General features: G+C 41.2%; 22 protein-coding genes. 10 read left to right on the top strand and 12 right to left on the bottom strand.

Annotation, left to right across the window (positions count from 1 at the left end):
- Positions 1–2 precede the first annotated feature (2 nt).
- Together H589_RS0116920 and H589_RS0116925 are read right to left on the bottom strand one after the other, a co-directional pair.
- On the bottom strand, positions 3–1,076 hold the full coding sequence (locus tag H589_RS0116920; protein WP_027723121.1) for an OmpA family protein: 1,074 nt from the start codon (positions 1,074–1,076) through the stop codon (positions 3–5).
- 112 nt (positions 1,077–1,188) lie between these two features.
- Positions 1,189–2,508, bottom strand: coding sequence for an L-cysteine desulfidase family protein (locus tag H589_RS0116925; RefSeq protein WP_027723122.1), 1,320 nt, complete (start codon positions 2,506–2,508; stop codon positions 1,189–1,191).
- Positions 2,509–3,150: 642 nt separating this feature from the next.
- On the opposite strand from H589_RS0116925, the gene rfaD reads away from it, so the two are divergent.
- The 7 genes from rfaD to H589_RS0116960 all read left to right on the top strand — a co-directional run bounded on the left by rfaD (position 3,151) and on the right by H589_RS0116960 (position 12,783).
- Complete coding sequence (gene rfaD, locus H589_RS0116930) at positions 3,151–4,128, top strand: ADP-glyceromanno-heptose 6-epimerase (protein ID WP_027723123.1); 978 nt, start codon at positions 3,151–3,153, stop codon at positions 4,126–4,128.
- Positions 4,129–4,179: 51 nt separating this feature from the next.
- Positions 4,180–6,492, top strand: a complete 2,313-nt coding sequence (locus tag H589_RS0116935) for an LPS-assembly protein LptD (protein ID WP_027723124.1) — start codon at positions 4,180–4,182, stop codon at positions 6,490–6,492.
- 187 nt (positions 6,493–6,679) lie between these two features.
- Positions 6,680–8,062: a diguanylate cyclase gene (locus H589_RS20540; RefSeq protein WP_027723125.1), complete on the top strand. Its 1,383-nt coding sequence runs from the start codon at positions 6,680–6,682 to the stop codon at positions 8,060–8,062.
- Positions 8,063–8,213: 151 nt separating this feature from the next.
- Complete coding sequence (gene mutL / locus H589_RS0116945; protein ID WP_027723126.1) at positions 8,214–10,142, top strand: DNA mismatch repair endonuclease MutL; 1,929 nt, start codon at positions 8,214–8,216, stop codon at positions 10,140–10,142.
- 27 nt (positions 10,143–10,169) lie between these two features.
- Complete coding sequence (gene alr / locus H589_RS0116950) at positions 10,170–11,291, top strand: alanine racemase (protein ID WP_027723127.1); 1,122 nt, start codon at positions 10,170–10,172, stop codon at positions 11,289–11,291.
- Between the two features lie 74 nt (positions 11,292–11,365).
- Positions 11,366–11,554 (top strand): hypothetical protein, encoded by a 189-nt coding sequence (locus H589_RS0116955; RefSeq protein WP_027723128.1) that lies wholly within the window; start codon positions 11,366–11,368, stop codon positions 11,552–11,554.
- 74 nt (positions 11,555–11,628) lie between these two features.
- The gene (locus H589_RS0116960) at positions 11,629–12,783 is read left to right on the top strand and encodes an ABC transporter substrate-binding protein (RefSeq protein WP_027723129.1); all 1,155 of its coding nucleotides are present in this window, start codon (positions 11,629–11,631) and stop codon (positions 12,781–12,783) included.
- Positions 12,784–12,987: 204 nt separating this feature from the next.
- Here the strand turns inward: H589_RS0116960 and H589_RS0116965 are convergent, their stop codons facing one another.
- The 6 genes from H589_RS0116965 to H589_RS0116990 all read right to left on the bottom strand — a co-directional run bounded on the left by H589_RS0116965 (position 12,988) and on the right by H589_RS0116990 (position 17,999).
- A complete protein-coding gene (locus H589_RS0116965; RefSeq protein WP_027723130.1) occupies positions 12,988–14,241 on the bottom strand; it encodes an iron-sulfur cluster carrier protein MrpORP in 1,254 nt (417 codons plus the stop codon).
- Between the two features lie 204 nt (positions 14,242–14,445).
- A complete protein-coding gene (locus H589_RS0116970) occupies positions 14,446–14,805 on the bottom strand; it encodes a NifB/NifX family molybdenum-iron cluster-binding protein (RefSeq protein ID WP_027723131.1) in 360 nt (119 codons plus the stop codon).
- Between the two features lies 1 nt (position 14,806).
- On the bottom strand, positions 14,807–15,289 hold the full coding sequence (locus H589_RS0116975; protein WP_027723132.1) for a NifB/NifX family molybdenum-iron cluster-binding protein: 483 nt from the start codon (positions 15,287–15,289) through the stop codon (positions 14,807–14,809).
- 130 nt (positions 15,290–15,419) lie between these two features.
- Positions 15,420–16,754, bottom strand: a complete 1,335-nt coding sequence (locus H589_RS0116980) for a sigma-54 interaction domain-containing protein (protein WP_027723133.1) — start codon at positions 16,752–16,754, stop codon at positions 15,420–15,422.
- A 150-nt stretch (positions 16,755–16,904) separates the two neighbouring features.
- On the bottom strand, positions 16,905–17,561 hold the full coding sequence (hypB, locus tag H589_RS0116985; protein WP_027723134.1) for a hydrogenase nickel incorporation protein HypB: 657 nt from the start codon (positions 17,559–17,561) through the stop codon (positions 16,905–16,907).
- A gap of 90 nt (positions 17,562–17,651) precedes the next feature.
- Positions 17,652–17,999, bottom strand: a complete 348-nt coding sequence (locus H589_RS0116990; RefSeq protein WP_027723135.1) for a hydrogenase maturation nickel metallochaperone HypA/HybF — start codon at positions 17,997–17,999, stop codon at positions 17,652–17,654.
- A 348-nt stretch (positions 18,000–18,347) separates the two neighbouring features.
- Between H589_RS0116990 and H589_RS0116995 the strand changes: the two genes are divergently transcribed.
- Entirely contained in the window at positions 18,348–19,004 is a 657-nt protein-coding gene (locus tag H589_RS0116995; RefSeq protein ID WP_027723136.1) for a CBS domain-containing protein, read from the top strand.
- A 315-nt stretch (positions 19,005–19,319) separates the two neighbouring features.
- On the opposite strand, the gene H589_RS20045 is transcribed toward H589_RS0116995, so the two are convergent.
- Entirely contained in the window at positions 19,320–20,114 is a 795-nt protein-coding gene (locus tag H589_RS20045) for a tetratricopeptide repeat protein (RefSeq protein WP_051249812.1), read from the bottom strand.
- Between the two features lie 284 nt (positions 20,115–20,398).
- Complete coding sequence (locus H589_RS21120; RefSeq protein ID WP_245577193.1) at positions 20,399–20,707, bottom strand: IscA/HesB family protein; 309 nt, start codon at positions 20,705–20,707, stop codon at positions 20,399–20,401.
- A 203-nt stretch (positions 20,708–20,910) separates the two neighbouring features.
- Here H589_RS21120 and H589_RS0117015 point away from each other — a divergent pair, with 203 nt between their 5' ends.
- The gene (locus H589_RS0117015) at positions 20,911–21,465 is read left to right on the top strand and encodes a TetR/AcrR family transcriptional regulator (protein WP_027723139.1); all 555 of its coding nucleotides are present in this window, start codon (positions 20,911–20,913) and stop codon (positions 21,463–21,465) included.
- Positions 21,466–21,632: 167 nt separating this feature from the next.
- On the opposite strand, the gene H589_RS0117020 is transcribed toward H589_RS0117015, so the two are convergent.
- A complete protein-coding gene (locus H589_RS0117020) occupies positions 21,633–23,012 on the bottom strand; it encodes an alanine/glycine:cation symporter family protein (RefSeq protein ID WP_027723140.1) in 1,380 nt (459 codons plus the stop codon).
- Positions 23,013–23,473: 461 nt separating this feature from the next.
- Between H589_RS0117020 and H589_RS0117025 the strand changes: the two genes are divergently transcribed.
- Positions 23,474–24,070, top strand: coding sequence for a tetratricopeptide repeat protein (locus tag H589_RS0117025; protein WP_027723141.1), 597 nt, complete (start codon positions 23,474–23,476; stop codon positions 24,068–24,070).
- 71 nt (positions 24,071–24,141) lie between these two features.
- On the opposite strand, the gene H589_RS0117030 is transcribed toward H589_RS0117025, so the two are convergent.
- A complete protein-coding gene (locus tag H589_RS0117030; RefSeq protein ID WP_027723142.1) occupies positions 24,142–24,981 on the bottom strand; it encodes an arginase family protein in 840 nt (279 codons plus the stop codon).
- Positions 24,982–24,983 lie beyond the last annotated feature (2 nt).

Below are 24,983 nucleotides of genomic sequence, written 5' to 3' on the forward strand. Positions count from 1 at the left end.
TATTAGTCTTCAACGTCAATTTCAACTCTACGGTTAAGTTTGCGGCCTTCCTTGGTATTGTTGTCGAACTTAGGATTATTTTCGCCGTAGCCTTTAACAACAATACGGTCAGCCGGGATACCGTTTTCTGCAAGCCAGTTAGCGACAGATTTTGCTCTGCGCTCAGACAGACCAAGGTTGTATGCTTCCGGGCCTGTGGAGTCTGTGTGTCCACCTACCAATACCTTAAGGTTAGGATATTCTTCGAGAAGTGCTGCTGCTTCAGTTAACGGTGCAATCATCTCGTCAGTAAGCTGATATTTGTCAAAACCGAAATTGAAGTTACGGAAAACAATTTTTTCCTGAACAGGAACAGGGACAGGAACAACTACTTCTTCAACTACTTCCACGATAAGTTCTTCTTCTTGTGTATAAAATACGTCCTGAGCAAATTTATCAAGGACTTCTTTACGTGAGAGATCAGAAGCATCTACATAGACACCGCATGGAGTCATTGAAGCAAGTTTTTTAAGAGTTGAAACTCCTTTAGGAGTATCGGCGACACTTATCACGTGCAGGCAGAAGCGATCGCCGTATTTTTTTTCCATATCAGAAACTATAACAGCAGGGTTTCTGCCTGAGTTGGCAAGGCCATCAGAAACAAAAATTACTGCGAATTTACCATCCCAGTTTTTCACAGCTCCATCAAGATCAGTGAAGCCTCTGCCCATGGGGGTAGCCTGAAAGAAAGATAACTCAGATGGAACTGCTGAAAGCCCTCTAGCCATCGTCGCTTTACTGAAAGTAGCTTTAGGGGAGTAAGTTACGAAATCTGGCATAGCATAAAGTGCAGACTGATAGCCAAGTTCAGGAACTACATTATTTAATCTTTTAAGAGCATTAAGTCCTGCAATAATTTTAGGTGTACCAGTGTTTTTGTATGACTTTGCCATAGATGGTGACGTGTCAACAAAATAAGCAAAAGCGTCTACTTTAGGTTTAAGAATAATTCTTGATTCAGCAGAAGCCATGGATCCGAAAGCCATTAAGGCGATCAGTGTCAGCGACAGGATAGAAAACGTTTTTTTACTGAACATATTTAAGTCCTCCAAGAGTAAGGTTAGCGGTTTATTAAAAAAATGCGTGCCTTTATAAAGTAAGGGATAAATATACCTTAATCAACAATTTTATATTATTTTCTGACATCTTTTAACTGTTTGCAGAAACAAAATGTTTTTCAAGCATTATTTTGAGTATGGTCCGGTCTGTATCAATCATACCCTGTGTGCTAAGTGTTCCTATGTTCTGCATCGTTTGCTCCGGTGAACTGCCAATAATTCCGTCGGTAGAGTGGACATTTACTCCATGAACTGCAAAAAGTGCTGCCTGAACAGCCGTTCCTGCGGCAGTTGCCAACTTCAGGGCACAGCCTGATTTTGCCCCGTCACAAATAATTCCGGCAAGATCTTCAGTCAGGTTGGTAATGGCCCCCGCCATTTGTGAAGTCGTCCCACCCATAAGATATGTTATGCCGGCTGTCGCTCCAGCCCCGGCTGCAACGGAACAACCGCATACAGCAGAAAGTCTTCCTGTCTGGGCTTTCACATAAGCTGTAACCAGATGGCTTAGTGCTATTGCTTCAAGCATTGTCTTTTCAGTGCAATCAATAAAATCGCTTACTGCGTAAATTGGTAATATGGCTGTTAGTCCATGATTGCCGGAACCTCCAGAACTCATAGCTGCGAGTTTTATTCCCCCCATGCGTGCATCGGAGGCTGCGGAAGTAACTATGCGTGCGGCAAGAATCATATCACGACTCAGGATTTTCAGCCGTGCCAGTCTTTCCAGAGTCATCCCGACTCCTAGTCCCGATCCATGTTTCAGCCCGTAGTCGGCAAGACGCATGTTATAGGTGATGCCCTCCTTGAGAAATGCAAAATCGTCATCATCGAGATCGTCAATCATCATAACAAGGTCATCTAACGAGAGTTTTTTAATGTATTCTTCCAATTTGGATACATCTGCCTGATGTGCCTGTTCTTCCTTAAGCAGTTTTGAATTGGGGACTGGTTTGCCGTCTATTGTCAGACTGGTAATATTATCATGCACTGTTTCAATTATTGCTTCTACTTGGTGTTCTTTATAAGTCAGCAATGCTCGAACATAAATACCATGGTGATTTTCTAGAAGATTAACCTGAACAGGATTTTCCTTTTTGTATTCGCATGCGTTCCTTACTCCGGTTAAATCTATAGGGTCCAGAACCTCAAGACCCAAAGCCGGATCTCCGTAAAGTGCTCCTAACGCTGCTGCGGTGTCGAGTCCATTAAGTCCGCCTGTGCCCGGTATAATTACCGCGAGTCCATTTTTATAGATATTTGGATCAACCCATACTTCAATTTTGTCTGGTCTCTCGTCTTTGATTACAGATGCAGCAGCTGCAGTGGCAAGTGCTATTGCTACGGGCTCAGTACAACCAAGTGCCGGGGATACCTCAAGGTGAAGAATTTCTTTTACTGAATAACTCATACTTCTCTCGTTTAAAAAGTGAAATAAATATTAAGAATAAAAAGTATATGGCAACAATAGATACAGTTGTTGTAAAAAAGTCTAGAAAAAATCATAATAAATTGATAATATTTTAAAAATATATCATGCCATGGTGCGGAGTGAAAGATAAAAAAAAGGTTATTTTTAATAAGGAAAGAGAATTATAGGTTGTAAGTATGCTTTCTTTGTTTTGTTACATTGTTTATGTAATGTATTATTATTTCTTTTACTTTGACTATCATTGTATATTTAATGCTTTATGTAGTTACTGTAATGTAAGTTTTTAGGTTAGAATGTAAGTGCAATGTAATTCTTGGCCGGTCACGAGTTTGGTGTTGTTGTACATGTCGTTTGTGAAAGTCCGATTTGTAACTGGAATAGAAAATAATATCTATATAAAAAATAAAATTATCAGTATGTTGGAGAGTAAAATTTGATTTGCCAGTTTTTACTTTTTTTAAAAGAGTGAATTTTATTTTATGAAAACATCAGTTGAAGTTTATTTATCTACACGATTGTAGTTGAAAAGAGTTAAAAAAATAAGTAACATCCGGCATCTTGAATTGTGTGACAGGGTTGTTTCCTTGTTATATCTACTTAAAATAGTTGGAGAATTGATTTATGTATATTGTAACTGGCGGAGCCGGATTTATCGGCAGTGCCATGGTTTGGAAGTTAAACCAGATGGGGATCGATGATATTCTTATCGTTGATAATCTTGCATCTACTGAAAAATGGAAGAACCTCGTTAATCTTCGTTATGAAGATTATGTGCATAGAAATCAATTCTATAAGCTTATGCTTGAAGGCGATGACCCATTTGAAACTGATGCAGTGATTCACATGGGAGCTTGTTCTTCCACAACAGAGCTTGATGCGGATTTTCTTATGGAAAACAACTACCGCTATACTCAGATGCTCTGTCGCTTTTGTCTCAATCATGACGTTCGCTTTATTAACGCTTCAAGTGCAGCAACTTATGGAGACGGGCGGTTTGGTTTTGATGACAATCATGATGGTATTGATCAATTGCAGCCAATGAATATGTATGGTTACTCTAAACAGCTTTTTGACCTCTGGGCTAAGCGTGGAGGAGTTCTGGATAAATTGGTCAGCCTGAAATTTTTCAATGTATTTGGGCCTAACGAGTACCATAAAGACGATATGAGAAGTGTCATTTGCAAGGCGCACAGCCAGATCGGTGAAACTGGTGAAATGAAACTTTTTAAATCATATAAACCTGAATATCCTCATGGTGGGCAGAAACGAGATTTTGTCTACATCAAAGATTGCGTGGATGTTATGTGGTGGTTCCTGCAAAATCCTGACAAGAATGGGATTTTCAATATCGGCACAGGGCAGGCCCGTGAGTGGAATGAACTCGCTAATTCTGTTTTTGCTGCGATGAATGTAAAGCCCAATCTAAGTTATATTGAAATGCCTGAATCCATCAGGGATAAGTATCAATACTTCACTCAGGCTAATATGAGTAAACTGGTTGCTGCCGGATACGATAAACCATTCACTTCTCTGGAAGATGCTGCAAAAGATTACGTGCAGAACTATCTTGCTCAGGAAGATCCTTATCTGAAAAGCTAGCATCTCTTTAAGGGATGCTTGAAACTGTAGAATATTAAAGGGCAGGTTGTTTTGAAATCAAGGTTTACCATACTCGTAGTTTTACTCCTCCTTTGTCTGCCGTGTGCTGTAATGGCTCAGGAACAGCTCAAAGTACCCATGACTAATAGTCAGGGCGAGGTTCAGAAGGGGGAGGAGTGGAAATTTTCTGCGGATAAGCTGGTCGTTGAAAACGACAGCGAATACCTGCAGGCTTATGGTAATGTTACTTTGCGTAGTGGTGATAACTACATCAAAGCTGATTTTGCCCGTTTTTACCAGGCTACGAAATGGATTTACTTGCGTGGTAATGTAAAAGCGCAGGTAAAAGGCGATTTTTACGACGCGGCTGAAGCTGAATTTGACCTTAATAATATGGTCGGTTGGCTGAAAAAAGGCCGCGTTTTTGTTGCCAAGCCACATGTATATTTTGAAGGTGATTTCATTGAAAAACACAATGGAGCAACTTACAGCTTCAAGGATGTAAAAGTTACAGCCTGTAGTGGTGAAAACCCTTTATGGTCATTTGAATCCGGTGAGGGTGACATCACCATTAACGGATATGCGCGTCTTTGGCATTCAAAGTTCAATGTCAAGGGTGTGCCTGTAATGTATACTCCTTATATGGAGCTTCCTGTTGCACGTGAAAGGCAGTCAGGTCTTCTGACTCCTGAAGTTGGTCATACCACTAGATTAGGTGGCAAGATAAATATCCCTTATTACTGGGCTATCAATAAAGAGATGGACCTTACTGTGTACGGTGAGTATTTGTCCAAGCGCGGTTTTAGGCCTGGAGTTGATTTCCGTCATGCGGAAGACGCAAACTCTAAAGGAGAATGGCGCGCTGACTGGCTGTATGATGGGAAGACATATGATAATACTGCCGATGCTGATAATGCTTTTCAAGGTGACGGGCTGATCAGACCCAACAGCAACAGATGGTGGGTCCGGTCTAAGTACAACGGCTATCTTGCGTCACCTGAGTGGCAGACTATATTTGACCTTGATTTGGTTTCTGATCAGGATTATTTGCGTGAATATCGTACCGGACTTAATGGCTATGATGCTTCTCGTGAAGGATTTATAGATCAGTTCGGCCGCGATATTAATACTGTTGATGATACGACAAGAACTAGTACTGCTCTTGTCGCAAGAAGCTGGAATAATTACTCTGTCTCCGCTTTAGCGCAGTACAATGAGAATTTGTTGTATCGTAACGGAAATAACCCTTCTTCTGAAGATCCTACTTTACAAAAACTTCCGCAGGTTAATGCATACGCATTTAAGAATAAACTTTTCGGGACTCCCCTAGAATGGCAGGGAGAGTTTCAAGGTGATTATTTCTGGCGTGAGTATGGCACTACCGGTGGGCGTTTCGATATTCGTCCTGAATTGAGTCTGCCTGTCAGTGCTGCTGGAATTACTTTCATCCCACGTGCTGGAATCAGGGCAACTTCTTATCTTGTTGATTCATTTCAGAATGCAAGTGCTGACATGAGTCGTGATTCAACTCAAACCCGGTTTCTTGCTGACGCAGGCATGAGCGCGGTTACAGATTTTTATAGGGTATTTGATCTGGGCGGAGCTCCTGCACTGACTAAAGAGAATGTCGGGAAGAGCAGCTGGACACGCTTGAAACATAATATGATTCCAAGATTGGAATATTCGTGGGTTCAGGATGATTCCGAAGAGCAGAAAGAACTTCCATATTTTGATTCCCGTGACCGTATTACTGAGCAAAATGACATTGTTTTCTCACTTACAAACGTATTCGACCGAAATAAAGGGACTGTAGCACTTGATTCTGAGGGTAATCCGTTTATGGAAAGCAGTTATCTGGAGTTTCTAAGAGTCCGTCTGGAAGAGGGCTACGACATAGACGAAGAGAATCGTTCTGTTGAACTTAATTATGAGCGTAGGCCGTTCTCTGATTTTATGGCAGAATTCATAGTTACTCCATATGATTATGTGAACCTTTCCTCTCGTACGTGGATTTCTCCATATCTCGGTGATGTGACTGAACATGAGAATATTTTGAAATTATTCCATGACTCGTATGGCGAAATCCTGTTTGGTTATGATTATTTAAGCAAAATTGATGAGTATAAACGCCAGCAGGATTCAGACATGCAGATTGTCAAATATGGTTTGAAAGCCAAACTACCTTGGGGAATGCAGGTAGGTGGAACATTTCGTGCAGATCTTAATGCAGGAAAAGATCTTGAGAAAACAGGTTCTCTTGGATGGAACCATCAGTGCTTTTTCCTTGAATTTGTCGCTTCTAAGACAACTGTTGATGAACGCTACAGCGTGAATTTTAATCTTTTTGATATGGGCCTTTTTTAAAAAGAGTCATAAATAACACAGTATAAATATTAAGACCCTCTGTGCATATTTCTCATAGAGGGTCTTTTTTGTCTTTTTATATTTATCCTAATTTCAATCGTATGTTTAATTGGCAATAATTAATATATTTAAAGTCTGTTAGTGTCTGATCTAGGTAGAGTCCTTTATTTTTTTGGGAGGGGAGTGAATGTTGAAAAGTGACCGTGAGTGGTTTTCAGGTATAGCAATCGTATGCCTGGCTGTCATAATTACAGGCATCTTAGTTGGTGAATTGTTAATTCGTCATGATGCTGAAAAAGAGCATTCGCTCATTAGCGACCACCTTCTAAATAGTGGGTCTCTCATTGCGCAGGATATTCAGCGCAATATTACTCACGGAATTTATGCAACTCAAACATTGGAAACATTGCTAAGAATAAATAATTTCAACACTTCAGACTTTGATGAATGGGCAAGTCAGCTTGTTGGAGCTGACTCCGGAGTCAGCACTGTCCAGCTTGCTCCAGGAGGAGTCGTTTCATCTATTTACCCTTTAAAAGGTAATGAAGCTGCTATAGGCCATGATTTACTGAAAGATAAAAGGCGAAATGATGGTGCACTGAAGGCTTTGGTTAAGAAAGAAATTACTTTTGTCGGACCTTTAAAACTTATTCAGAATGGTAAATATGCTGTAATTGCGAGAAAACCTGTTTTTCGTAATGATAATGGGATTGATAAATTTTGGGGATTTAGCATTGCTTTGCTCTTAGTCAATGACATCTTACCTTCGCAGCTTCATTTGCTTGAAAAACAGCATATCCTTGCAAGGATTGAGGGGGATGATCCTGATGCCGCAGATAATCCTGTCTTTTACCAGTCTAAAGGGTGGGGTGGCAAAGATACAGTTACCATGAATATAAAAGTACCGAATGGAGACTGGATACTCCGGTTAAAGCAGGGTGAAACACATGATAAATATTACAATGCAGTGCGAGCCGTTCTTTTAGCTATTTCTCTTGGAATTGCTATCTATATTTATATTCAACAATATTCTATTCGACTTAAGCAGAAAGAAATTCTGCTCCTTAATAAAAGACTGTTAGAGATTTCATCAATTGACGAACTCACCGGTGTTAGAAATCGCAGAGCGGGGATGCAGCTGCTGGAATATGAGATTGAGAAAGCTAAAAGATATGGAAAATGGTTAACTATAGCAATGATCGATCTTGATTATTTCAAACAGGTTAATGATGAATATGGGCACCTTGTAGGTGATGATCTGTTATGCCATTTGGCGGATCATCTTAAAATGTCGATTAGAAAAAGTGATACAGTTTTTAGGCTTGGCGGTGATGAGTTTATGATAATTTTTCCGCAAACATGTTTAAGTGATTGTGCTGTAGCTGTAAAAAATCTAGGGAAGAACTTGAAGGAAAGTCCTTTTAAATCTGGAAAAACAATTCTTCCGCTTCAATTTTCGATAGGACTGGCCGGGTATGAAGCAGATGAATCACTGAAATCACTTTTGAGTAGAGTTGATAAAAAACTTTATGAAGCAAAAGAAGCCGGTCGAGACACTGTTCGCTATTAAACTTTTTTGAAGTATAATTTAGTAAGTTTAAAAACAGAATTTGAAGGCTCTCGTTGTAATGTAGACGGGGGCCTTTGCTTATTGTAGGCTGATTGAAACTACATTATTATTTTTATTTATCGAATCATTTAAAAAAATATATTTATTCAAAATGACTAATTCTAAGATTCATGTACTCCCCGCAGCGTTACGCAACCAGATTGCTGCCGGTGAAGTGGTTGAGCGTCCTTCAAGCGTTGTTAAAGAGCTTGTGGAAAATTCTATTGATGCTGGAAGTACACAGGTTGATGTTACTATTGAGCGCGGAGGGCAAGGGCTGATTTGCGTGCGTGATAATGGTGCTGGAATAGCTCCTGATGAACTAAAATTAGCTGTAACCAGACATGCAACCAGTAAAATTGCGAATGTTGATGATCTTTCGGCAATCACAAGTTTTGGTTTCAGAGGTGAAGCATTACCGAGTATTGGTTCCGTTTCCCGTTTTAAAATGACTTCCTGCCAGAAAGGGGCATCTGAGGGCTGGTTTATATCAGTTGAGGGGGGCGAAGTTATTGATGAAGGGCCTGCTGTCATCCCCGGAGGAACATCCGTAGAAGTGCGCGATCTTTTTTTTAGTGTACCGGCTCGCCTTAAATTTCTTAAAACTGAGTCAACTGAGGCTCGGCGGTGTAATCAGACTCTTTTTAAAATCAGCCTTGCCAATTTAAATGCGGGATTATCTTTTATTTCTAATGGTAAAGAACAATTCAGATTACCTCCCGGACAGTCCTTGCCAGAGCGGCTTGCAGCTTTTTGGCCGCGTAATATTTGTGATTCGCTTTTGGACTTTTCACATGAAGCTGGGGAAATGAAAGTTTATGGATGTGCTGGTATTCCTGCCGCAGCGCAGGGGCGCGGTGACCGGATAGTCATGTTTGTGAATGGTCGTCCTGTTCAGGATAAACTTTTGCTGAGCGCCGTCAGGGGAGCGTATAAGGGCCGCCTTATTTCTCGTGAATATCCTCAGGCTGTGCTTTTTTTGGAATTGCCGCCGCATTTAGTTGATGTCAACGTACATCCTGCAAAAATGGAAGTACGCTTTCAGGATGAGCGGCCTGTTTTTAGCGTGATACGTAATGGTATTGCTCAGGCTTTGTCACGTTATGAGCTTGGTATCGTTGATGGTGATGCACATGTTCAGGAGCAGATGTTCTCTGAACATCGCGCGGTAGCTAAAGAAACAGTGACTCCTTCCAGAGCATCTCTGCCAATTGAGCCCGCAGCTAAATTTTCAAGCTGGAATGAGTTTAAGAATACCGATTTCACAACCCTTGATAATGGACCCGAACAGCATGCTTCATCAGTTAATGCTGCTTTTGGTTCTATTTCTGACACAACTGATTCAGATTTTACAGCTCCTTTATCAGGAAATGGATTTGAATCTGATATTATACGGGAAGAGTCCAGTAATTATAGAACAGAAAGTAAGCCTCCAGATGCTGAATCTTCTATAAATATTCAGAAAAGTAGTCATGCCGTGCTGCGTGTGCCTGGGTCCGGCATTGAATATCTAGGCCAAGTTGCTGATACTTACCTGATTTTAAAACTTCCTAATGGTTCGTTAGGTCTGCTGGACCAGCATGCTGCTCATGAAAGAGTTATTTATCACAACATGCGTAACCAGAGGACTAAAGGAGATTCGCGCCTTCTTGCTATTCCTGTAGAGCTTACTTTGCATTCCAGTGAGGTTCATAGGTTGCAGGAACTGTGGGAGGAGTTGCAATCGGCTGGTTTTGTGCTTGAACTTGAAGGTGGGCAGAACCTTTTTATGCGTGGAATTCCTCCCGGACTTGAAACTGGAGAGGCAAGAGAGTACTTAAGAGCTGCTTTGGATGGACAGGCCAAAACCCTCGATGATCTCTGGATTATGCTTTCATGTAAATCTGCAATTAAAGCCAATCAGCCATTAGCCGTTGATGAGGCTCTTGCTCTACTGGAAATATGGGTGCAATGCCCACAGCGCGAATATTGTCCTCATGGTCGACCTGTGCTGGTCAGTTGGTCCTCATTGGATATGGAAAAACTTTTTAAGCGCAAGTAGCTTTTAACTTCATACGGAATAATCATCATGACAATCGGATACAATACTATTGACGTTCAAATTGATTTGGATGCGATCAGGCACAACTATCGTGTGCTTTGTGAAAAAGGCAGTAACGTCTATGGAGTCGTTAAGGCTGATGCTTATGGGCACGGTCTTTTAGAAGTTGCACGCGCTCTTGAAGAGGAGGGGGCGAATACATTTGCAGTCGGTGCAGTCGATGAGGCTCTGACACTGCGCAAAAGTGGTTGTGATAACCGCATAATATCTCTGCTGGGTCCTCTTAATGAAGCTGATTGCTTTAATGCGTCTCAGTTTAATATAATTCCCTTCATTGGAGAGTTTGAGCAGTTAGATATGCTTTCCCGCGTTGTTTCTGCACAGGGAAAGAAAGTTGATATCTGCTTAAAGTTTGATACCGGAATGTCCAGACTCGGGTTCTCAATTGATGAGATTGAAAAACTTTTGTTATGGCTAAAGGCTAACCCTCAAATTAATCCAGTCCTTGCCAGTTCACATCTTGCAACCTCTGATGATCCGGCTTACGAAGACTATGTTTCTGCTCAGGCCGAGGTCTTTTCATCCATTTTAGAAAAGGTTCGTTCTGCTGGATATACAGTTGAAGCTTCTCTAGCTAATTCTGCCGGAATTCTGGTGCATGATAAAGTTCATTATGACGCACAGCGTGGAGGAGTTGCTCTTTATGGAGTTAATCCTCTTCTTGGAACAAAGTGGAGCTCGTTGGGAGACAGATTTAAGCCTGCTATGCAGGTAAGTACTAAAATTGCAGCGGTGCGTGATTTGAAAAAGGGTCAGGCCATCAGTTACGGTTGTACTTGTCACGCTGAACGGGACATGAAAGTTGCAATTGTCTGTGCTGGATATGCTGACGGTTATAGCCGTCATTTGTCTAATACCGGGCAGGTCTGCATAAACGGTAGGCGAGCACAGATTTTGGGACGAGTATGCATGCAATTGTGTATTGTCGATGTGACAGATATTCCTGACGTACACTTTTCTGACCGTGCTTATTTGCTCGGAGGTGAAGGTGAGGGCAAAATCAGTCCTGATGACCTCGCTGGTTGGTGGGGAACAATTACTTATGAAGTTTTTTGTCTTTTGGGTTTCAATCCCAAAATGTTCAAGTAGACTGGGGGAGCCCGGTAGCACATGCAAATTATTTGCTGGTCTTGGGGGCTGAAATATAACAAAGGAGAATCGAAATGGCTTGGAAAGTAGCAGAAAGTCATCCTCTTAAGGATGTTGATCCTGCGGAACTAAGGGATAAGTGGGCAGAAGTAGCATTTGACATGGCACTTATTCCTGAAGCTAATGTCCGTGTTTATATCGAAGACGGTATTGTCCGAATTGAAGTCAGCGAAGAATTGTATGACTGTATGGCAGGAATTTAGTTCTTCTAAGGGCGTCTCTAATAGAGACGCCCTTTGATTTTAAAGCAGCCAACCACTCACTGGAGCTTCTCCCCATGATTTTAATTAAAAAGATTCTGGTCCCGCTCTTGATGATTCTTATAGTTTCTTTTTCCATTGCCTGTACTGGTGATAAAAAATCTGCAGCACCGGAACTTAAAGTTGGAATTGTTGCAGTTACAAGTGGTGAGCTGTTCAGGAAGGGGAATTACCTTATGACCGCTGCGCGTTACGCGGCGGATAAAGTGAATAAACTAGGCGGAATTAATGTAGGGGGAGCTATACATAAAGTTAAGCTTATCTCTGCTGACACTGGCGGGCGTTCTGAAATTGCAGCTAAGGTTGCCAAGCGATTGATTGAGAAAGATAAAGTTGCGGCAATTGTCGGAGGGACTAGCAGCGAAGTTGCAATGGCTGTTGCAAGGGTCTGTGAAAAGTATTCCGTGCCATTCATTACTCCTGTAGCAGGAACAATCCAGCTTACCTCATTAAAGTATTCTTTTAGGGTATCATATACCAATAAAGTGCAAAGTCGTGCGCTTGCCAGGTTTGTTGCGACTGAACTCCATAGAAAATCCGTAGGAGTTCTATATTCTGCAGGGGCTCCGTATAGTACTGAGTTAGCGAGTTTTTTTAAAAAAAAATATGAGAAGATAGGTGGAAAGGTGACGGCCTTTGAAAGCTATGCTTCGGGTGCTCGGAAGTACAAAAAACAGCTAAAGAAAATTTTAGATTCCGGAGCAGAGATTTTATTCCTCCCAAATAATACCAAAAAGATACAGCTCCAAGCAGCTCAGGCACGTAAAATGGGGTTTAAGGGAATTCTTCTAGGGGGAGATTCATGGGATCCAATTGATCTTGAGCGTAACAATCTATTCATGGGAAGCTATTTTGCTGATCATTGGGTTCCGGGGCTGCCAAGTAATCGCAGTAAGGAATTTGAAAAAGATTTTAAAACAAAAAACGGTGTTGAACCAACGGAACTTGAAGCTCTTACCTACGATGCGATGATGAGCCTTTTTGCGGCAGTAAAGGAAGTCAGCTCGATTAATTCAGTGGCTATTCACGATGGCTTGATTTCTATGCCTCCATTTTATGGAGTAACAGGAACTTTTGATTATAATAATAACGGTGATCCAGATAAAGATGTTATCATTTCTACTATTCGGGACGGACATATCGCTGTCAGCAATGTAATCCCTGTTCAATAATATGATTCTGGTCAGCCTGCTATTTCTTCAAATTGGCTGTGTGTGGAATTAAAATAATTCAGTAAATTATGGCAGAGAACAGTTGCTGTACAAAGCATGATTTTCTGTCCTCATTAATCAAAAGACAAAACCGTCCGCAAGTTGTACTTGCGGACGGTTTTGTCAATCGAGGCTATGTAAAGGTAGGTTTACATATAAGCAATTTTAGTGATCACAGGTGTTAGAACCTGTCTGGAGTGTGCCTGCAAGATAGCTGGCAGCAACATTTTCAGGTGCTTCAGCAGGAGAACCGACAATAACCTTAACCCCTGCATCAGTGAACAGAGACTGCGCTCTTGATCCCATGCCGCCAGCAAGTACAAGTTGTACTCCCTGATCAGCAATCCACTTTGGAAGTACACCCGGTTCATGAGGAGGGGGAGTTTCCATATGGGTTGCTACAATACCTTTCGTGGCAACATCAATATCCATAAGTGCAAACTGTTCACAGTGACCGAAGTGCATGCAGAGTTTTCCTGCGGCAACCGGTACTGCAATTCTGATCATACCGTTTTTGGCTTCGAAATCATTAATTTTTGGCATTTCATTGTTCTCCTGCAAAGTCTCAGTGAGATTAAGCATGGGTTTAATGATAGTGTTAAGCGCCGATCCTGTGGGACTGTCATGGTTAACACGGACAATGGGGTAGCCTTCATCGCCGGAACGTCCAACCTCTGGATCAAGAGGAATACGTCCCAGAAATTTTACACCGGTCTCTTTAGCAAGTTCTTCACCGCCGCCGGTATTAAAAATATTGTGGATACTTCCACAATCTGGGCAAACAAACCCGCTCATGTTTTCAACAATACCTAAAACCGGATTACCTACCTGTTTACAGAAGTTTACAGAGCGGCGTACATCATCGACAGCAACTCCCTGTGGAGTGGTTACGATAACAGCATGTGCATCGGTTCCGAGGGTCTGAAGAGCAGAAAGAGGTTCGTCTCCGGTTCCGGGAGGGCAATCAACAACGAGGAAGTCAAGGTCGTTCCAAGCAACGTCTTGTACAAACTGTTTAATCATACCAATTTTAACAGGACCGCGCCAGATTACCGGATCATCTTTGCTTGGCAGCATAAATCCGAGGGACATAACCCAAAGGTTGCTTGACCATGAGATTGGCTCAATTATTTCATGACCGATATGTGGTTTCTGATCTTCAAGGCTAAGAAGCCGTGGAACACTTGGTCCATGCACATCTACGTCAAGGAGTCCGACCTGCTTGCCAGCAAGGGAAAGAGCTACAGCAATATTCGTGGCAACAGTACTTTTACCTACGCCGCCTTTACCGGAAATAACTACAATCTTGTGTTTGATTCTTGAAAGAGTTTTTTTCAGTTTCATGTCCTCGGGGCTACAGCCCTGAGAAGAACAACCTGAACCGGAGGAAGAACAGCTTCCGCAAGCATGATCACTCATTTATAAATCTCCTGCCCCTCACTGAAAGAGGGAGTTTTATTTTAAAAAACAAGCCCTTTTTTCAGGGCTTCATGTTGAAAATCTTTGAATTAAACTAAGACCTGAGTCTATCTTGTCAATGCCTTAATTTCGAGCGTAAAATGTTCAGTCATGCCTGCACACAAGGGAGAGGAGAAAAAGGCATGACTGAACTGGAGTTAAACTCTACCAGTGACCTGGTTTGTCTGCACCGCTTGCCGAACTAAGTTTTCCGTCTTTAAAATCAGAAAGAGCTTGTGCCACGGTTCCACCTTCTTTCAGGCAAACTTGAATGCGTCCTTTTTCAAGAGCAGTGTATGCTTTAGGGCCAACATGTCCTGTAATTACAGCTGTTGCACCCGTTGCAGCAACATTTTGAGCTGATTGTATTCCTGCTCCCTGAGCTGCATTAAGATTCTGGGTATTATCAACATATTCTTGGGTATCTGTTTCTGTATCGCAGATTAGAAATCCTTTAGCCCTACCGAAACGGGGATCAATATCACCGTTAAGATCATTACCCTGACAGCTTATTGCAATTTTCATATTAATCTCTCCTTGGTCCGGAATTTAAAGTCGCACCGACCATTCGGCCTGCGCCTCGTCCGGCTCTCTTATTTTTGAAGCCTCTGCCATCCTGTCTGCATTTTCCTGACGTTCCGACTCTACCGCCGCAACCAGGCATCATATAGTTTTCCAGACAGTTCTGGCTGTATGCTTCAAGAATTTCATCAACCATCCCTCTTATCCATGGGATGACTTTTACGCCAGCCTGCTCCAGATCATTTCTGGTACAGCCGCATATGGCGCCGCATATTAAAAACGTTGCCCCGCAGGTTGTTATGGCGGATGTCCTGTCCTTTGGGTCTTCTGAGGGAAGGGATAGGTAACCTGCGGGGCAAATTTTATTGTCTTCAACTCGAAACAGTTTCAGTTCCGAAGCATTGTCAAATACTGAGGCAAGCCTGTTCTCAAAACATGCTAAACAAAGTAGCTTTGAATTATTATTGCGTCCTTCGAATCCTCTCATGGATATAAGCAAAGCATAGCCCATGCCTGTAATTTAAAAATAAATTATTACAGATGCTTGGTGCTTGTCTTGAATTATTTAGACTGTTTTTGAGGCGAGAAATGAGTCTGTCTTTAAAGGAAAGGGCTAATTATGAGTCCTGTTCTTCACAATTAGTAAGTATGCGGCGCAAAGTGTCTTTGGATATGCCAAGTTCACGGCATGTTGCCATCTTTTTACCATTATTGCGTTCAAGGGCACGTCTGGCTGCAAGACATTTTACTTCTTCCATAGTCATGGGCATGTTGTCTGATGAAGTCGTTACTTTGGTTTGCGGCTGCATATATTCCGGAAGGTGTTCAACCTGAATGAAACCAGAAGGGCATAAGATGAAAGCAAATTCCAGAATATTTTCAAGTTCACGTACGTTCCCCGGAAACGGGTGTCGCATAAGAATCTGCAATGTATCTTCGGAAAGACCGTCAATGTCTTTGCCTTGAAGAGCATTAAGTCTGCTGATGAAGTGATTAATGAGTAGCGGAATGTCCTCTACTCTGTCTTTGAGGGCTGGAAGATTAAGAGTTACCACATTCAGGCGGTAATATAAATCCTGACGGAAAAGACCCTGCTCAACAAGGTCAGTTAAATTTTTATTAGTAGCAGCAATAACACGTACATCTGTTTTTACGCTTGAAACAGCTCCTAACGGTTCAAAGGTTTTTTCCTGCAAGACTCTGAGCAGCTTGACCTGTAATTTAGCTGGCATGTCGCCTATTTCATCGAGAAAAATAGTTCCGCCTGCAGCCAGTGCAAATCGTCCTGCTTTATCTTTACGGGCATCCGTGAATGCCCCTTCTTTGTAACCGAACAGTTCCGATTCAAGGAGGTTATCCGGTAGTGCCCCGCAGTTTACAGCTACGAAAGGGCCATTTTTGCGATCACTTAAATTATGAATTGCTCTGGCAAACAGCTCCTTACCTGTACCGGACTCTCCCAGCAATAGGACCGTAGCTTCGCTTTTACTTACCTGAGGTAAAATTGAGAATACTTTTGCCAGAGCTTTGCTTTTTCCAATAATATCCTCAAAACGACGAGAGTCTTCAACTGCACGGCGAATCATTTGAATATCAGTCAGATCTCGAAAGCTTTCCACTCCTCCAAGTATCTTACCGTCAGCATCTACCAGAGGTGATGCGCTGATGGAGACAGGAACTTTACGTCCGTCAGCATGAATAAAGAAAATTGATTTGTTACTGATGCGTCCGCAGTCGATCATGCACGTTTTTAATGCACAGTTTCCATCACAAAGACTTGAATGAAATACATCCCAGCACTTAGAACCAACAGCTTCATCAGAAGGAACACCGGTGATTCGGCTTGCTGCTTCATTGAAGAAGGTGATGTTCCAATCAAGATCAACAGTAAAAACACCATCCGCAAGGGAGTCTAATACGGCTGAGCAAGGAAGATTGCTGGGAAATTTCATTTAAATATACCTCAGGTGGCTTACGTGCCAAAGAGAAGGAAAAACCATCCTGTCAAAATCTAAGCCTCCGGAGAGAAAATTTAATTTTCAAGTGCGAAAAGTATAAAATAAAACAGTTCGTACACCATCCGGAGGCTTATATAAATCTATTTATGCTTTAGCTGCGCGGGCTTTTCTAAGCCAGTTGTACCAGCCATCCAGCCCTTCTCGTGTGCGGCATGACAGAGGGAATAGTTCAATGTCTGCATTGAGTTTTCTTGCATGATTTTTAGCTTTTTCGAGGTCGAAGTCTACGTATGGGAGCAGGTCTATTTTGTTAAGTATCATGACTGATGAGATATGAAACATGAGAGGATATTTTTCCGGTTTGTCATCTCCTTCAGTCACTGTAAGCAAGGTTACTTTGTGATCTTCGCCCACATTGAATTCTGCCGGGCAGACAAGGTTGCCGACATTTTCAACAAATAAGATGTCGATGCCTTCAAGATCAATAAGTGTGAGAGCTTCCTTAACCTGACTGGAGTTGAGGTGACAGCCGCCTTCAGTATTTATTTGTACAGCCTGTGCTCCGGTTGCAGCTACACGGCGTGCGTCATTGTCTGTCTGAAGATCTCCTTCGATGACTGCCATTTTAAATTCATCTTTGAGGTCTGCGAGAGTTTTTTCCAGAAGGCTTGTTTTACCGGATCCTGGGGAACTCATAAGGTTAATACACAGAATCTTTTTTTCAGTGAAAAACTGGTTCAGTTCATTAGCAATTCTGTCATTGGCTTCCAGAATATTACGTACTACAGGGATTTCGCCCATTATAGATCTCCTTTTTCTCAATCCACAAAGCTAGTTCAAAAAACAGGCTGTAAAAAAATCTGTTCAGCATAAAAAAGAGCAGACATCCTGTTATTCGATTTCAATGCTTTCGATTTGTAATTCTTTCCCTTGAAGTACTTCATGCCCTATTTCCAGATTGCAATCCGGACAGGCCATGTACAGTCTATCTTCGGGAATGAATTCTTTTTTGCATCCGCCGCAACGGACTTTGATGGGAATTTCATTAACTTCCAACACAGAGCCTTCAAGTGGGGTTCCGATCGTTACGGCTTCCCACCCGAAAGTAAGTGCATCGGAGACAACTCCCGCAAGCGCACCATTGCCTACCAAAACTTTTTTGAGGGTGGCGTCGGGCTGCTTTTCCATTTCCTCTTGAATGATTGCAAGTATACTTTGCGCTATAGACATTTCATGCATGAAATTTGGACTAACTCAAAAAAGTATCAGGGGCAAGATGCTTTACATATAAATCAGTTTGGGTTTTATTCTTAACAAAATGTAGCTAATTAAATAAAAAGTAAGTTACATCTAATTTTCTGGTTAAATACATTATATCCTGACTTTGCGTTAAAGGTCATTTCTTGCATGTGTTTTAAAGCTTGAGTATGTGGAAGAGGTGTATTAACGAAATGCCTGCTTTCGAGTATTTCGTAGAGTGGGCATATTTATCCGGTCGCATATTAAGTGATCGGTTTTTAGTTGAAAATAATTTCTGATGAAAAACTTTTTACGCACCGGACCTTCCGGACACTGGAGGACATATAGATGTATGTGGGACTGAAAATGCTCAGGGACTTTGTGACCGTTACACCTGACACTTTAGTGAAGGATGCGGACAAAATTCTCGAAGACAATCAGTTGTGGATGCTTCTGGTCAAAGATCGTGATGTTCTTGTTGGTTATGTGACCAAAGAGGATGTCCGCGCAGCCCTTCCTTCAGTGATTAATTCTCTTGATAAGCATGAGTTGAGCTACCTGCTCAGCAAAATATCTGTCAGAGAAGTTGTGCGTAAAAATATCACGACCATTCCGCCGGAAACAGAAATTGAAGCTGCAGCTGACTTGATGTTTGAAATGAATTTGTCCGGACTTGCTGTCGTGGACGAGAACAAAAAGCTTATCGGCTACATCAATCGTAATAAAATTCTTGAGTTACTGGTTGAAGAGATGGGGCTGAAACAGGGCGGGTCTCGTATTGTTGTGGATGTTGAAGAAAGAAACGGTGTGCTTTATGAAGTCGCTGGAATTATTTCCAACATGAAATATAGTATTATCAGCACTGGTGTTTTTCATCACCGTAATCGTAGAATGGTTGTAGTCCGTGTTGCTACAGAAGATCCAAGTCCAATCATTGATGCGATTAAAGAACGCGGCTACAAAGTTGTAGGTCCAGAAGATTTTATGGATGAGTGGAAAAGTTAGCTCATAAGTGATTTATGTGCATTTTTCACAGGTAGTTTGATTAATTTTATGCTGTTATTATTGGGCTGTGGGGTGGACCCCACAGCCTTTTTTTTGTTGTAATTTGCGATATATGTTTTGTTAAGTATTTCCAGCGCTAATATGATTGTTAATATTCTTTAAGAACTTCAGGAATAGTAAGCTATAGCAAATACCGGGTAAGATGCTGAGTTGTGTGCTCTGGTAGTGTGAAAAGAGATAGTCGTCAGCAGGTATAAGAAGAGTAGAAGTAGATGCTCAGGCTGTATACTTAGATATCAAATTTAAGTGTTAACTTTATTTGGCTGTTGCAAATTTATTAATACGATTTTTCTTTATATTTTCAATAGTATGTTCTTTAACAAAGTCTTTTCCATATAAGAAATCAAGGAAGATACATGCTTCTTCAAGATCTTTATTAAGGTGCAAGGATTTTTTTAAATACTCCAGACATTCTTTTAGTTTGCCCATTTCGTAGAAAACACGGGCTATATTTAAACAAAGATTTTCATCTTCAACATTAAAATTTTCAGCTTTGCGGTAGTATTCCAATGCCTGGCTGTGCATACCGTTTTTTCGGAGTGAAATTCCAAAATCATTAAACAGATGTTTGTGTTTTTTTTCGTAGGTGGCATTAATGCAGACCAATCTTCTGAAAATATCATCAGCTCTGCTTATTTCTCCTCGATCAAGATATGTCAGCCCAAGGCCGAAATTAGCGCGAACACTAAGTGAATCAATATTTATCGCCTTTGTAAATTCATTCTCTGCGCTGTAACCTTCTCCTTTTTGACGATGGCTTTCACCAAGTGAAATCGTTTTGTTTAATTCTAACATCTGGGGAAGAACTTTTTCCGCATATAGTTCTGGTTCCGGATTATAGCTATCCAGAAACATTTCCATTTCCACAGCCATTTTAGGCCCCGACGGTACGAAGTTATCATTTATAGGCTGTACTTTCAGAACTCCGTTATCTTGTTCTTCTGCATACCAGTAAGTTGTCTGTTTTGTTCTCTTCTTTGTCGTCCCGGTTCCTATGACCATGGTCTGCATTGAAGAAAACATTCCTTTAATTTTTTCTTTTCCCCTCACCTGAAGCTCCAAATTTTTTCTTTGTCCTTTAAAATTTATTATACAGAATAATCCTTCAAACTTGTAAACGCAATTGTTGAATTCAGGATAATAAAAATCATTATGAATTATTTGTGTAAGATCTGGTGAAGTAAAGATAATTTGAAGAAATTTTTTTAGCATGCGTCAACGAAAATAGGCTGCCCCACTAGTGAGGCAGCCTATAGTGGCCGTAAAGGTGTATAAAACCGTATGGCTCTTACATCGGTTTTTAGATATATTTTACAATAAATCTAGCATATTCATTAGCCACAGCTCCCAGAGCAGGAGCCACATTCGCCGCCGCCAAGTTCCATTTTGGAATCAATTACGAAACCAGTGTAACTCAGGTCAACACGAAAAGGGCTGCCCTGTTTGTTTAAATCTTTATCAAGCAGGAAGGTAAATCCTTCAACATCAATACTATCATCATTATCTTTTGACTCATCCAGAGCCAATGCCAGCCGTGGCCCGGCTCAGCCTCCGGTTGCAAGATAGATACGGATAGGAGTTTTGTCTTTATCTGCAAAATAGTTTTCTAGCTGTTTTTGTGCAGCATCGGTAAGTTCAACCATTTTTTCCTCCTCATAGGTTTTGTCTATACAAAATAAGTTTTCTATCAGGTTTTGTCAAATGAGCTGAGTTGACCTTGGCTCATCCATGAGTTAGGAAATATATTTTGAGGAGAATGTTAGAAGTATATTTTCTTACAAGTGAAATATTTAAATATAAACAAGATAGCCTAAAAGCGTTACGAACGCAGACAGGAGACCGCGGAATGAAAACCAAGGATATCATCCTCGCAACTGCCAAGGAAATGATTTCAGAGGTGGGTTTCCACAAAGCCACAACTGCCAATCTGGCTAAAACAGCAAATATCTCCGAAGGGACAATTTATAGACATTTTGAAAGTAAGGAAGATATTTTATTACATATTCTAGACAGCCTTGAAGAGCAGTTTTCATATTATATTGAGAGCATCCGTAAAAGACTTGATATAAAGGAATGTACTCTTGAAGAGATCATGACTGAATATTTTGACTTTGTATCAGCTAATCAGATTGACCTGAAAATCATGTTGTCCACATATGGGTTACTCGATTCTTCCAAGCGACTGATGGCTGTTTTCTTAAAGAATCTTGAGCTGATCATTGAAGAGTGTATCCGTATCGGAATTGATAAGGGTGAAATAAGAGACGTTGATGCTGAAAGTAATGCGACGGTAGTTATGACTATAATTTTTGGTCTGACAAGATTGTATATCTATTGGCCCAATGAGAAGGATGTCCGTGGAGAGGCTATTGATTTTTGCCGTCGCAGCCTTCTCAAGTAATTTTATTCTAATTTAGTTTAGTTAAGGCCGTCCTGATTAAGGGCGGTCTTTTTTTTGTCCTATACTTGTCTGGTCGGAAAACTGTTTAATTTGAGTCGCAGAAATAAAATGCTCCGGAAAGTGTAATACACAGACCGGAGCATTTCATTAATTTATAATTATGAGGGCTAGCTGGCTTCAGTTTGGCGCTCAGCTCTGTTCACAGCCTGTTTGTTAAAGAACTTCTTCGTTTCTGATACCACTACAGGTGAAAGGAGCAGCAAACCTATAAGGTTAGGAATAGCCATCAGTCCGTTCAATGTGTCTGAAATATTCCAGACAAGGCTGAGTTTTGCTATAGCTCCAACTCCTACAAAGCTGATAAATAAAATACGATATGGAAGAACAGCTTTCACTCCCATCAGGTATTCAATTGATTTTTCACCATAGTAACACCAGCCGAGAATGGTTGAGTATGCGAAGAGAATTAATCCGATGGTTACAATATGCTCTCCGCCGGGCATGCCTTTTGAGAATGCTATTGTGGTAAGTTCTGCACCTGTTGCTCCATTAGACCATGCTCCGGTCAGAATAAGTACAAGTCCGGTCATGGTACAGACTATGATTGTATCAATGAAAGTTTGAGTCATTGATACAAGTGCCTGAGTGATCGGACTTTTAGTCTGAGCAGCCGCTGCTGCAATAGGCGCACTTCCAAGGCCTGATTCATTAGAGAATACACCGCGTGCAACTCCCATTCTTATGCAGAGCATTACCGTAGCTCCGGCGAAGCCACCGACTGCAGAAGAAGGATTAAAAGCACTACTTACGATAAGGCCTAATGCTGCCGGTACCTCTGAAATATTTGCAAAAATAATGTAGGCGGCACCGGACATATAAAAAACGATCATAACTGGGACAAGCAGACCTGTTACCTGACCGATTTTTTTGATTCCGCCAAGAGTAACGGCTGCAGTACAGAGCATAAGTGCCAACCCTGTGATGTAGGGGGAGATGCTGTATGTTGCTTGTACTGCATCTGCAACTGAGTTTGACTGAACCATGTTCCCTATTCCAAAAGCTGCAAAGGAAGCGCAGATTGCGAAAATAGTACCTAACCATGGCATTTTAAGGCCATTGGAAAGATAGTACATGGGACCGCCGCTCATCTCACCATGTTCGTCAACAATTCTATATTTTACAGCAAGAACAGCCTCAGCGTATTTGGTAGCCATTCCCACAAGGCCAGTGATCCACATCCAGAAAAGAGCTCCGGGACCACCTATAGCAACAGCTGTTGCCACACCTGCAATGTTACCTGTGCCGACTGTAGCTGAAAGGGCTGTCATTAAGGCTTGAAAGTGGGTGATATCGCCAGGTTCATCAGTTTCTTCTTTACGTTTGATAAGAGCTAGATAGAGTGCATACCATAGTTTACGGAACTGAAGACCACGTAATGCAAAAGTGAGCCAGAACCCTGTACCCACAAGTAAGATCAGCATAGGAGGACCCCATGCAAATGCGCCAATTTTACCAACGATAACATCCAAATTCGTCAAAAAATCCATAAATCATTCCTTTGTTGTAAGTAAACTAAGAACTATCTAGCTATAATCGATGAAAACTTTGTATATCATTCAATTTATGCAAAGTATTTCACGGGACTTAGTACTCAATGATATGCTTTTCGGCAATACTTTCGATGTATCTTTTCCAAAAAATATCGGGCTAAAACTTCGTGTATAGTAATTTTTAACTCGATTTGCTGTTTTTTAGTGAGAAATTGTATAGAATATACTTGTATGATATCCAACCTGTTATGTCTGATATTTGGTATGACTGTTGCAAAACTTTCACGGTGGAGTTTTAAGGAATGGTAAATATATTTGAATAAAAATAGTTTTTTAAAAATACAGATGGCGTTTTTTTTGATTAAAAACTAAAAATTGCACTATTTTTTGTGCAAAGTGCAATTTGCACAAAATTAATTGCTGGTCGAGTTGGAAGACCGCCAAAGGGAGATATTAAGGTGGCCAAAAAAAAGAAAACTGTTGGAAAGAAAAACGTTAATAAAGTCGGGACCAGCAAGCAAAGCATAATAGTGGCTGTAGTCATTGCCCTTGCTGTTGGTTTATATTTGGGGGGAGTTTTTATTCCTGCTTTAAAAGACACAGCTGCTCCGCAGGATACCAGTGGGAGTAGTGCAAGTCTTACGGATCAGATTGAAAGTACAAAACAGATGACTGAAGCACAGCCTGATTCTGCTTCATTATGGGCTAAGCTGGGGAATTTATATTACGATACAGACCAATATGGTAAGGCAATCGAGGCTTATGAAAGATCTTTAAAAATTAAATCCGATGATGCTCATGTTTTGACTGATCTTGGAGTTATGTACCGCCGTAACGGTAATCCTCGGAAAGCCGTTGAAAATTTTGATAAGGCTATCATTGCAGCTCCGGATCATGAAACAGCTCGTTTTAATAAGGGAATAGTTTTATATTATGACATTAAGGACAAGGCCGCAGCACTGCGTGCGTGGAAAGGACTTGTTGATATGAATCCTTCTGCGAGGACACCAAGCGGAGGACTGGTTAAAGATATGATTCAGGAGTTATCTAGATAAATGTATTAGACAGGATTTTTGATCGAGTGTTAATTCTTGAATGGGAAAAGTTTTCGGACTTTTCCCATTTTTTATGGAGTAAGAAAATTGTGAAGAGTTTTTTCAATTAAAATTCTAGCCTTATGCACTCCACGCTCATTCCCTGGATGAAACTCTGTTATGCCCAGTCCGCAAATTTCAAGCTTATTTTGAATCTCTGCGATAATGTTTAGAACATTGGTAAAGGCTAAGCCTGCAGGAGGGGAAGGTTTGCTGTGCGGAAATCCCATGGGGTTAACGGCATCTACGTCTAAATGGATATATACTTTCTTAAAACCTGCCTTGCAAATTTGTTTTGCCAGCCATGCAGGATCTCTTTCAAGTTCCCCGGGGCCAAAGAATGGGACTTTGTTGCTGGTAATAAATTCAAATTCAGGAGGCTCAAAGATTCTGCTTCCTGCACAAAAGACCTGTAGGCTCTTCAAAGGTTTACACATAGCACCATTTACTGTCTCGCTGGTGTTACCTAATATTGCAGACAAGGCCATTCCCTGCATACGTCCTGACTTGGAAGTAAGCGGGGTATTCAAATCTGGGTGGGCATCAAACCAGATCAGAGCTAATTCGTCAGAAAATTTTTCATTAAACCACGATACAGGAGCTATTTCTGTACTGCAATCTCCTCCTAAAAGCAGGATACGGTCAGGCGTTTCTGACTTAAGTATGTCACAAGCTTTAGTGAGCTGATTTACAATGTCTTTTTCTCCGGCAATGGAGTTGCACTCTTTTAGTTTTTTGAATAATGGCACTTCGATTTCTGCAATATTTGGCAGATCATGAATATTCTTCACAAGTTCATACGCCCCGTAGTATAAGGCCATATTATTCATGGAACCTTGCCATTGCGGGAAAAGAAGGGTGATATCTTTCAAAT

The organism is Maridesulfovibrio zosterae DSM 11974, from assembly GCF_000425265.1.
GTDB lineage: Bacteria > Desulfobacterota > Desulfovibrionia > Desulfovibrionales > Desulfovibrionaceae > Maridesulfovibrio > Maridesulfovibrio zosterae.

What these genes read in the sequence shown, in the direction of transcription:
- H589_RS0116920 (WP_027723121.1), bottom strand. Translation starts at nt 1,076, where the DNA reads ATGTTCAGTAAAAAAACGTTTTCTATCCTGTCGCTGACACTGATCGCC.
- H589_RS0116925 (WP_027723122.1), bottom strand. Translation starts at nt 2,508, where the DNA reads ATGAGTTATTCAGTAAAAGAAATTCTTCACCTTGAGGTATCCCCGGCA.
- rfaD (WP_027723123.1), top strand. Translation starts at nt 3,151, where the DNA reads ATGTATATTGTAACTGGCGGAGCCGGATTTATCGGCAGTGCCATGGTT.
- H589_RS20540 (WP_027723125.1), top strand. Translation starts at nt 6,680, where the DNA reads ATGTTGAAAAGTGACCGTGAGTGGTTTTCAGGTATAGCAATCGTATGC.
- mutL (WP_027723126.1), top strand. Translation starts at nt 8,214, where the DNA reads ATGACTAATTCTAAGATTCATGTACTCCCCGCAGCGTTACGCAACCAG.
- alr (WP_027723127.1), top strand. Translation starts at nt 10,170, where the DNA reads ATGACAATCGGATACAATACTATTGACGTTCAAATTGATTTGGATGCG.
- H589_RS0116955 (WP_027723128.1), top strand. Translation starts at nt 11,366, where the DNA reads ATGGCTTGGAAAGTAGCAGAAAGTCATCCTCTTAAGGATGTTGATCCT.
- H589_RS0116960 (WP_027723129.1), top strand. Translation starts at nt 11,629, where the DNA reads ATGATTTTAATTAAAAAGATTCTGGTCCCGCTCTTGATGATTCTTATA.
- H589_RS0116965 (WP_027723130.1), bottom strand. Translation starts at nt 14,241, where the DNA reads ATGAGTGATCATGCTTGCGGAAGCTGTTCTTCCTCCGGTTCAGGTTGT.
- H589_RS0116970 (WP_027723131.1), bottom strand. Translation starts at nt 14,805, where the DNA reads ATGAAAATTGCAATAAGCTGTCAGGGTAATGATCTTAACGGTGATATT.
- H589_RS0116975 (WP_027723132.1), bottom strand. Translation starts at nt 15,289, where the DNA reads ATGAGAGGATTCGAAGGACGCAATAATAATTCAAAGCTACTTTGTTTA.
- H589_RS0116980 (WP_027723133.1), bottom strand. Translation starts at nt 16,754, where the DNA reads ATGAAATTTCCCAGCAATCTTCCTTGCTCAGCCGTATTAGACTCCCTT.
- hypB (WP_027723134.1), bottom strand. Translation starts at nt 17,561, where the DNA reads ATGGGCGAAATCCCTGTAGTACGTAATATTCTGGAAGCCAATGACAGA.
- H589_RS0116990 (WP_027723135.1), bottom strand. Translation starts at nt 17,999, where the DNA reads ATGCATGAAATGTCTATAGCGCAAAGTATACTTGCAATCATTCAAGAG.
- H589_RS0116995 (WP_027723136.1), top strand. Translation starts at nt 18,348, where the DNA reads ATGTATGTGGGACTGAAAATGCTCAGGGACTTTGTGACCGTTACACCT.
- H589_RS0117015 (WP_027723139.1), top strand. Translation starts at nt 20,911, where the DNA reads ATGAAAACCAAGGATATCATCCTCGCAACTGCCAAGGAAATGATTTCA.
- H589_RS0117020 (WP_027723140.1), bottom strand. Translation starts at nt 23,012, where the DNA reads ATGGATTTTTTGACGAATTTGGATGTTATCGTTGGTAAAATTGGCGCA.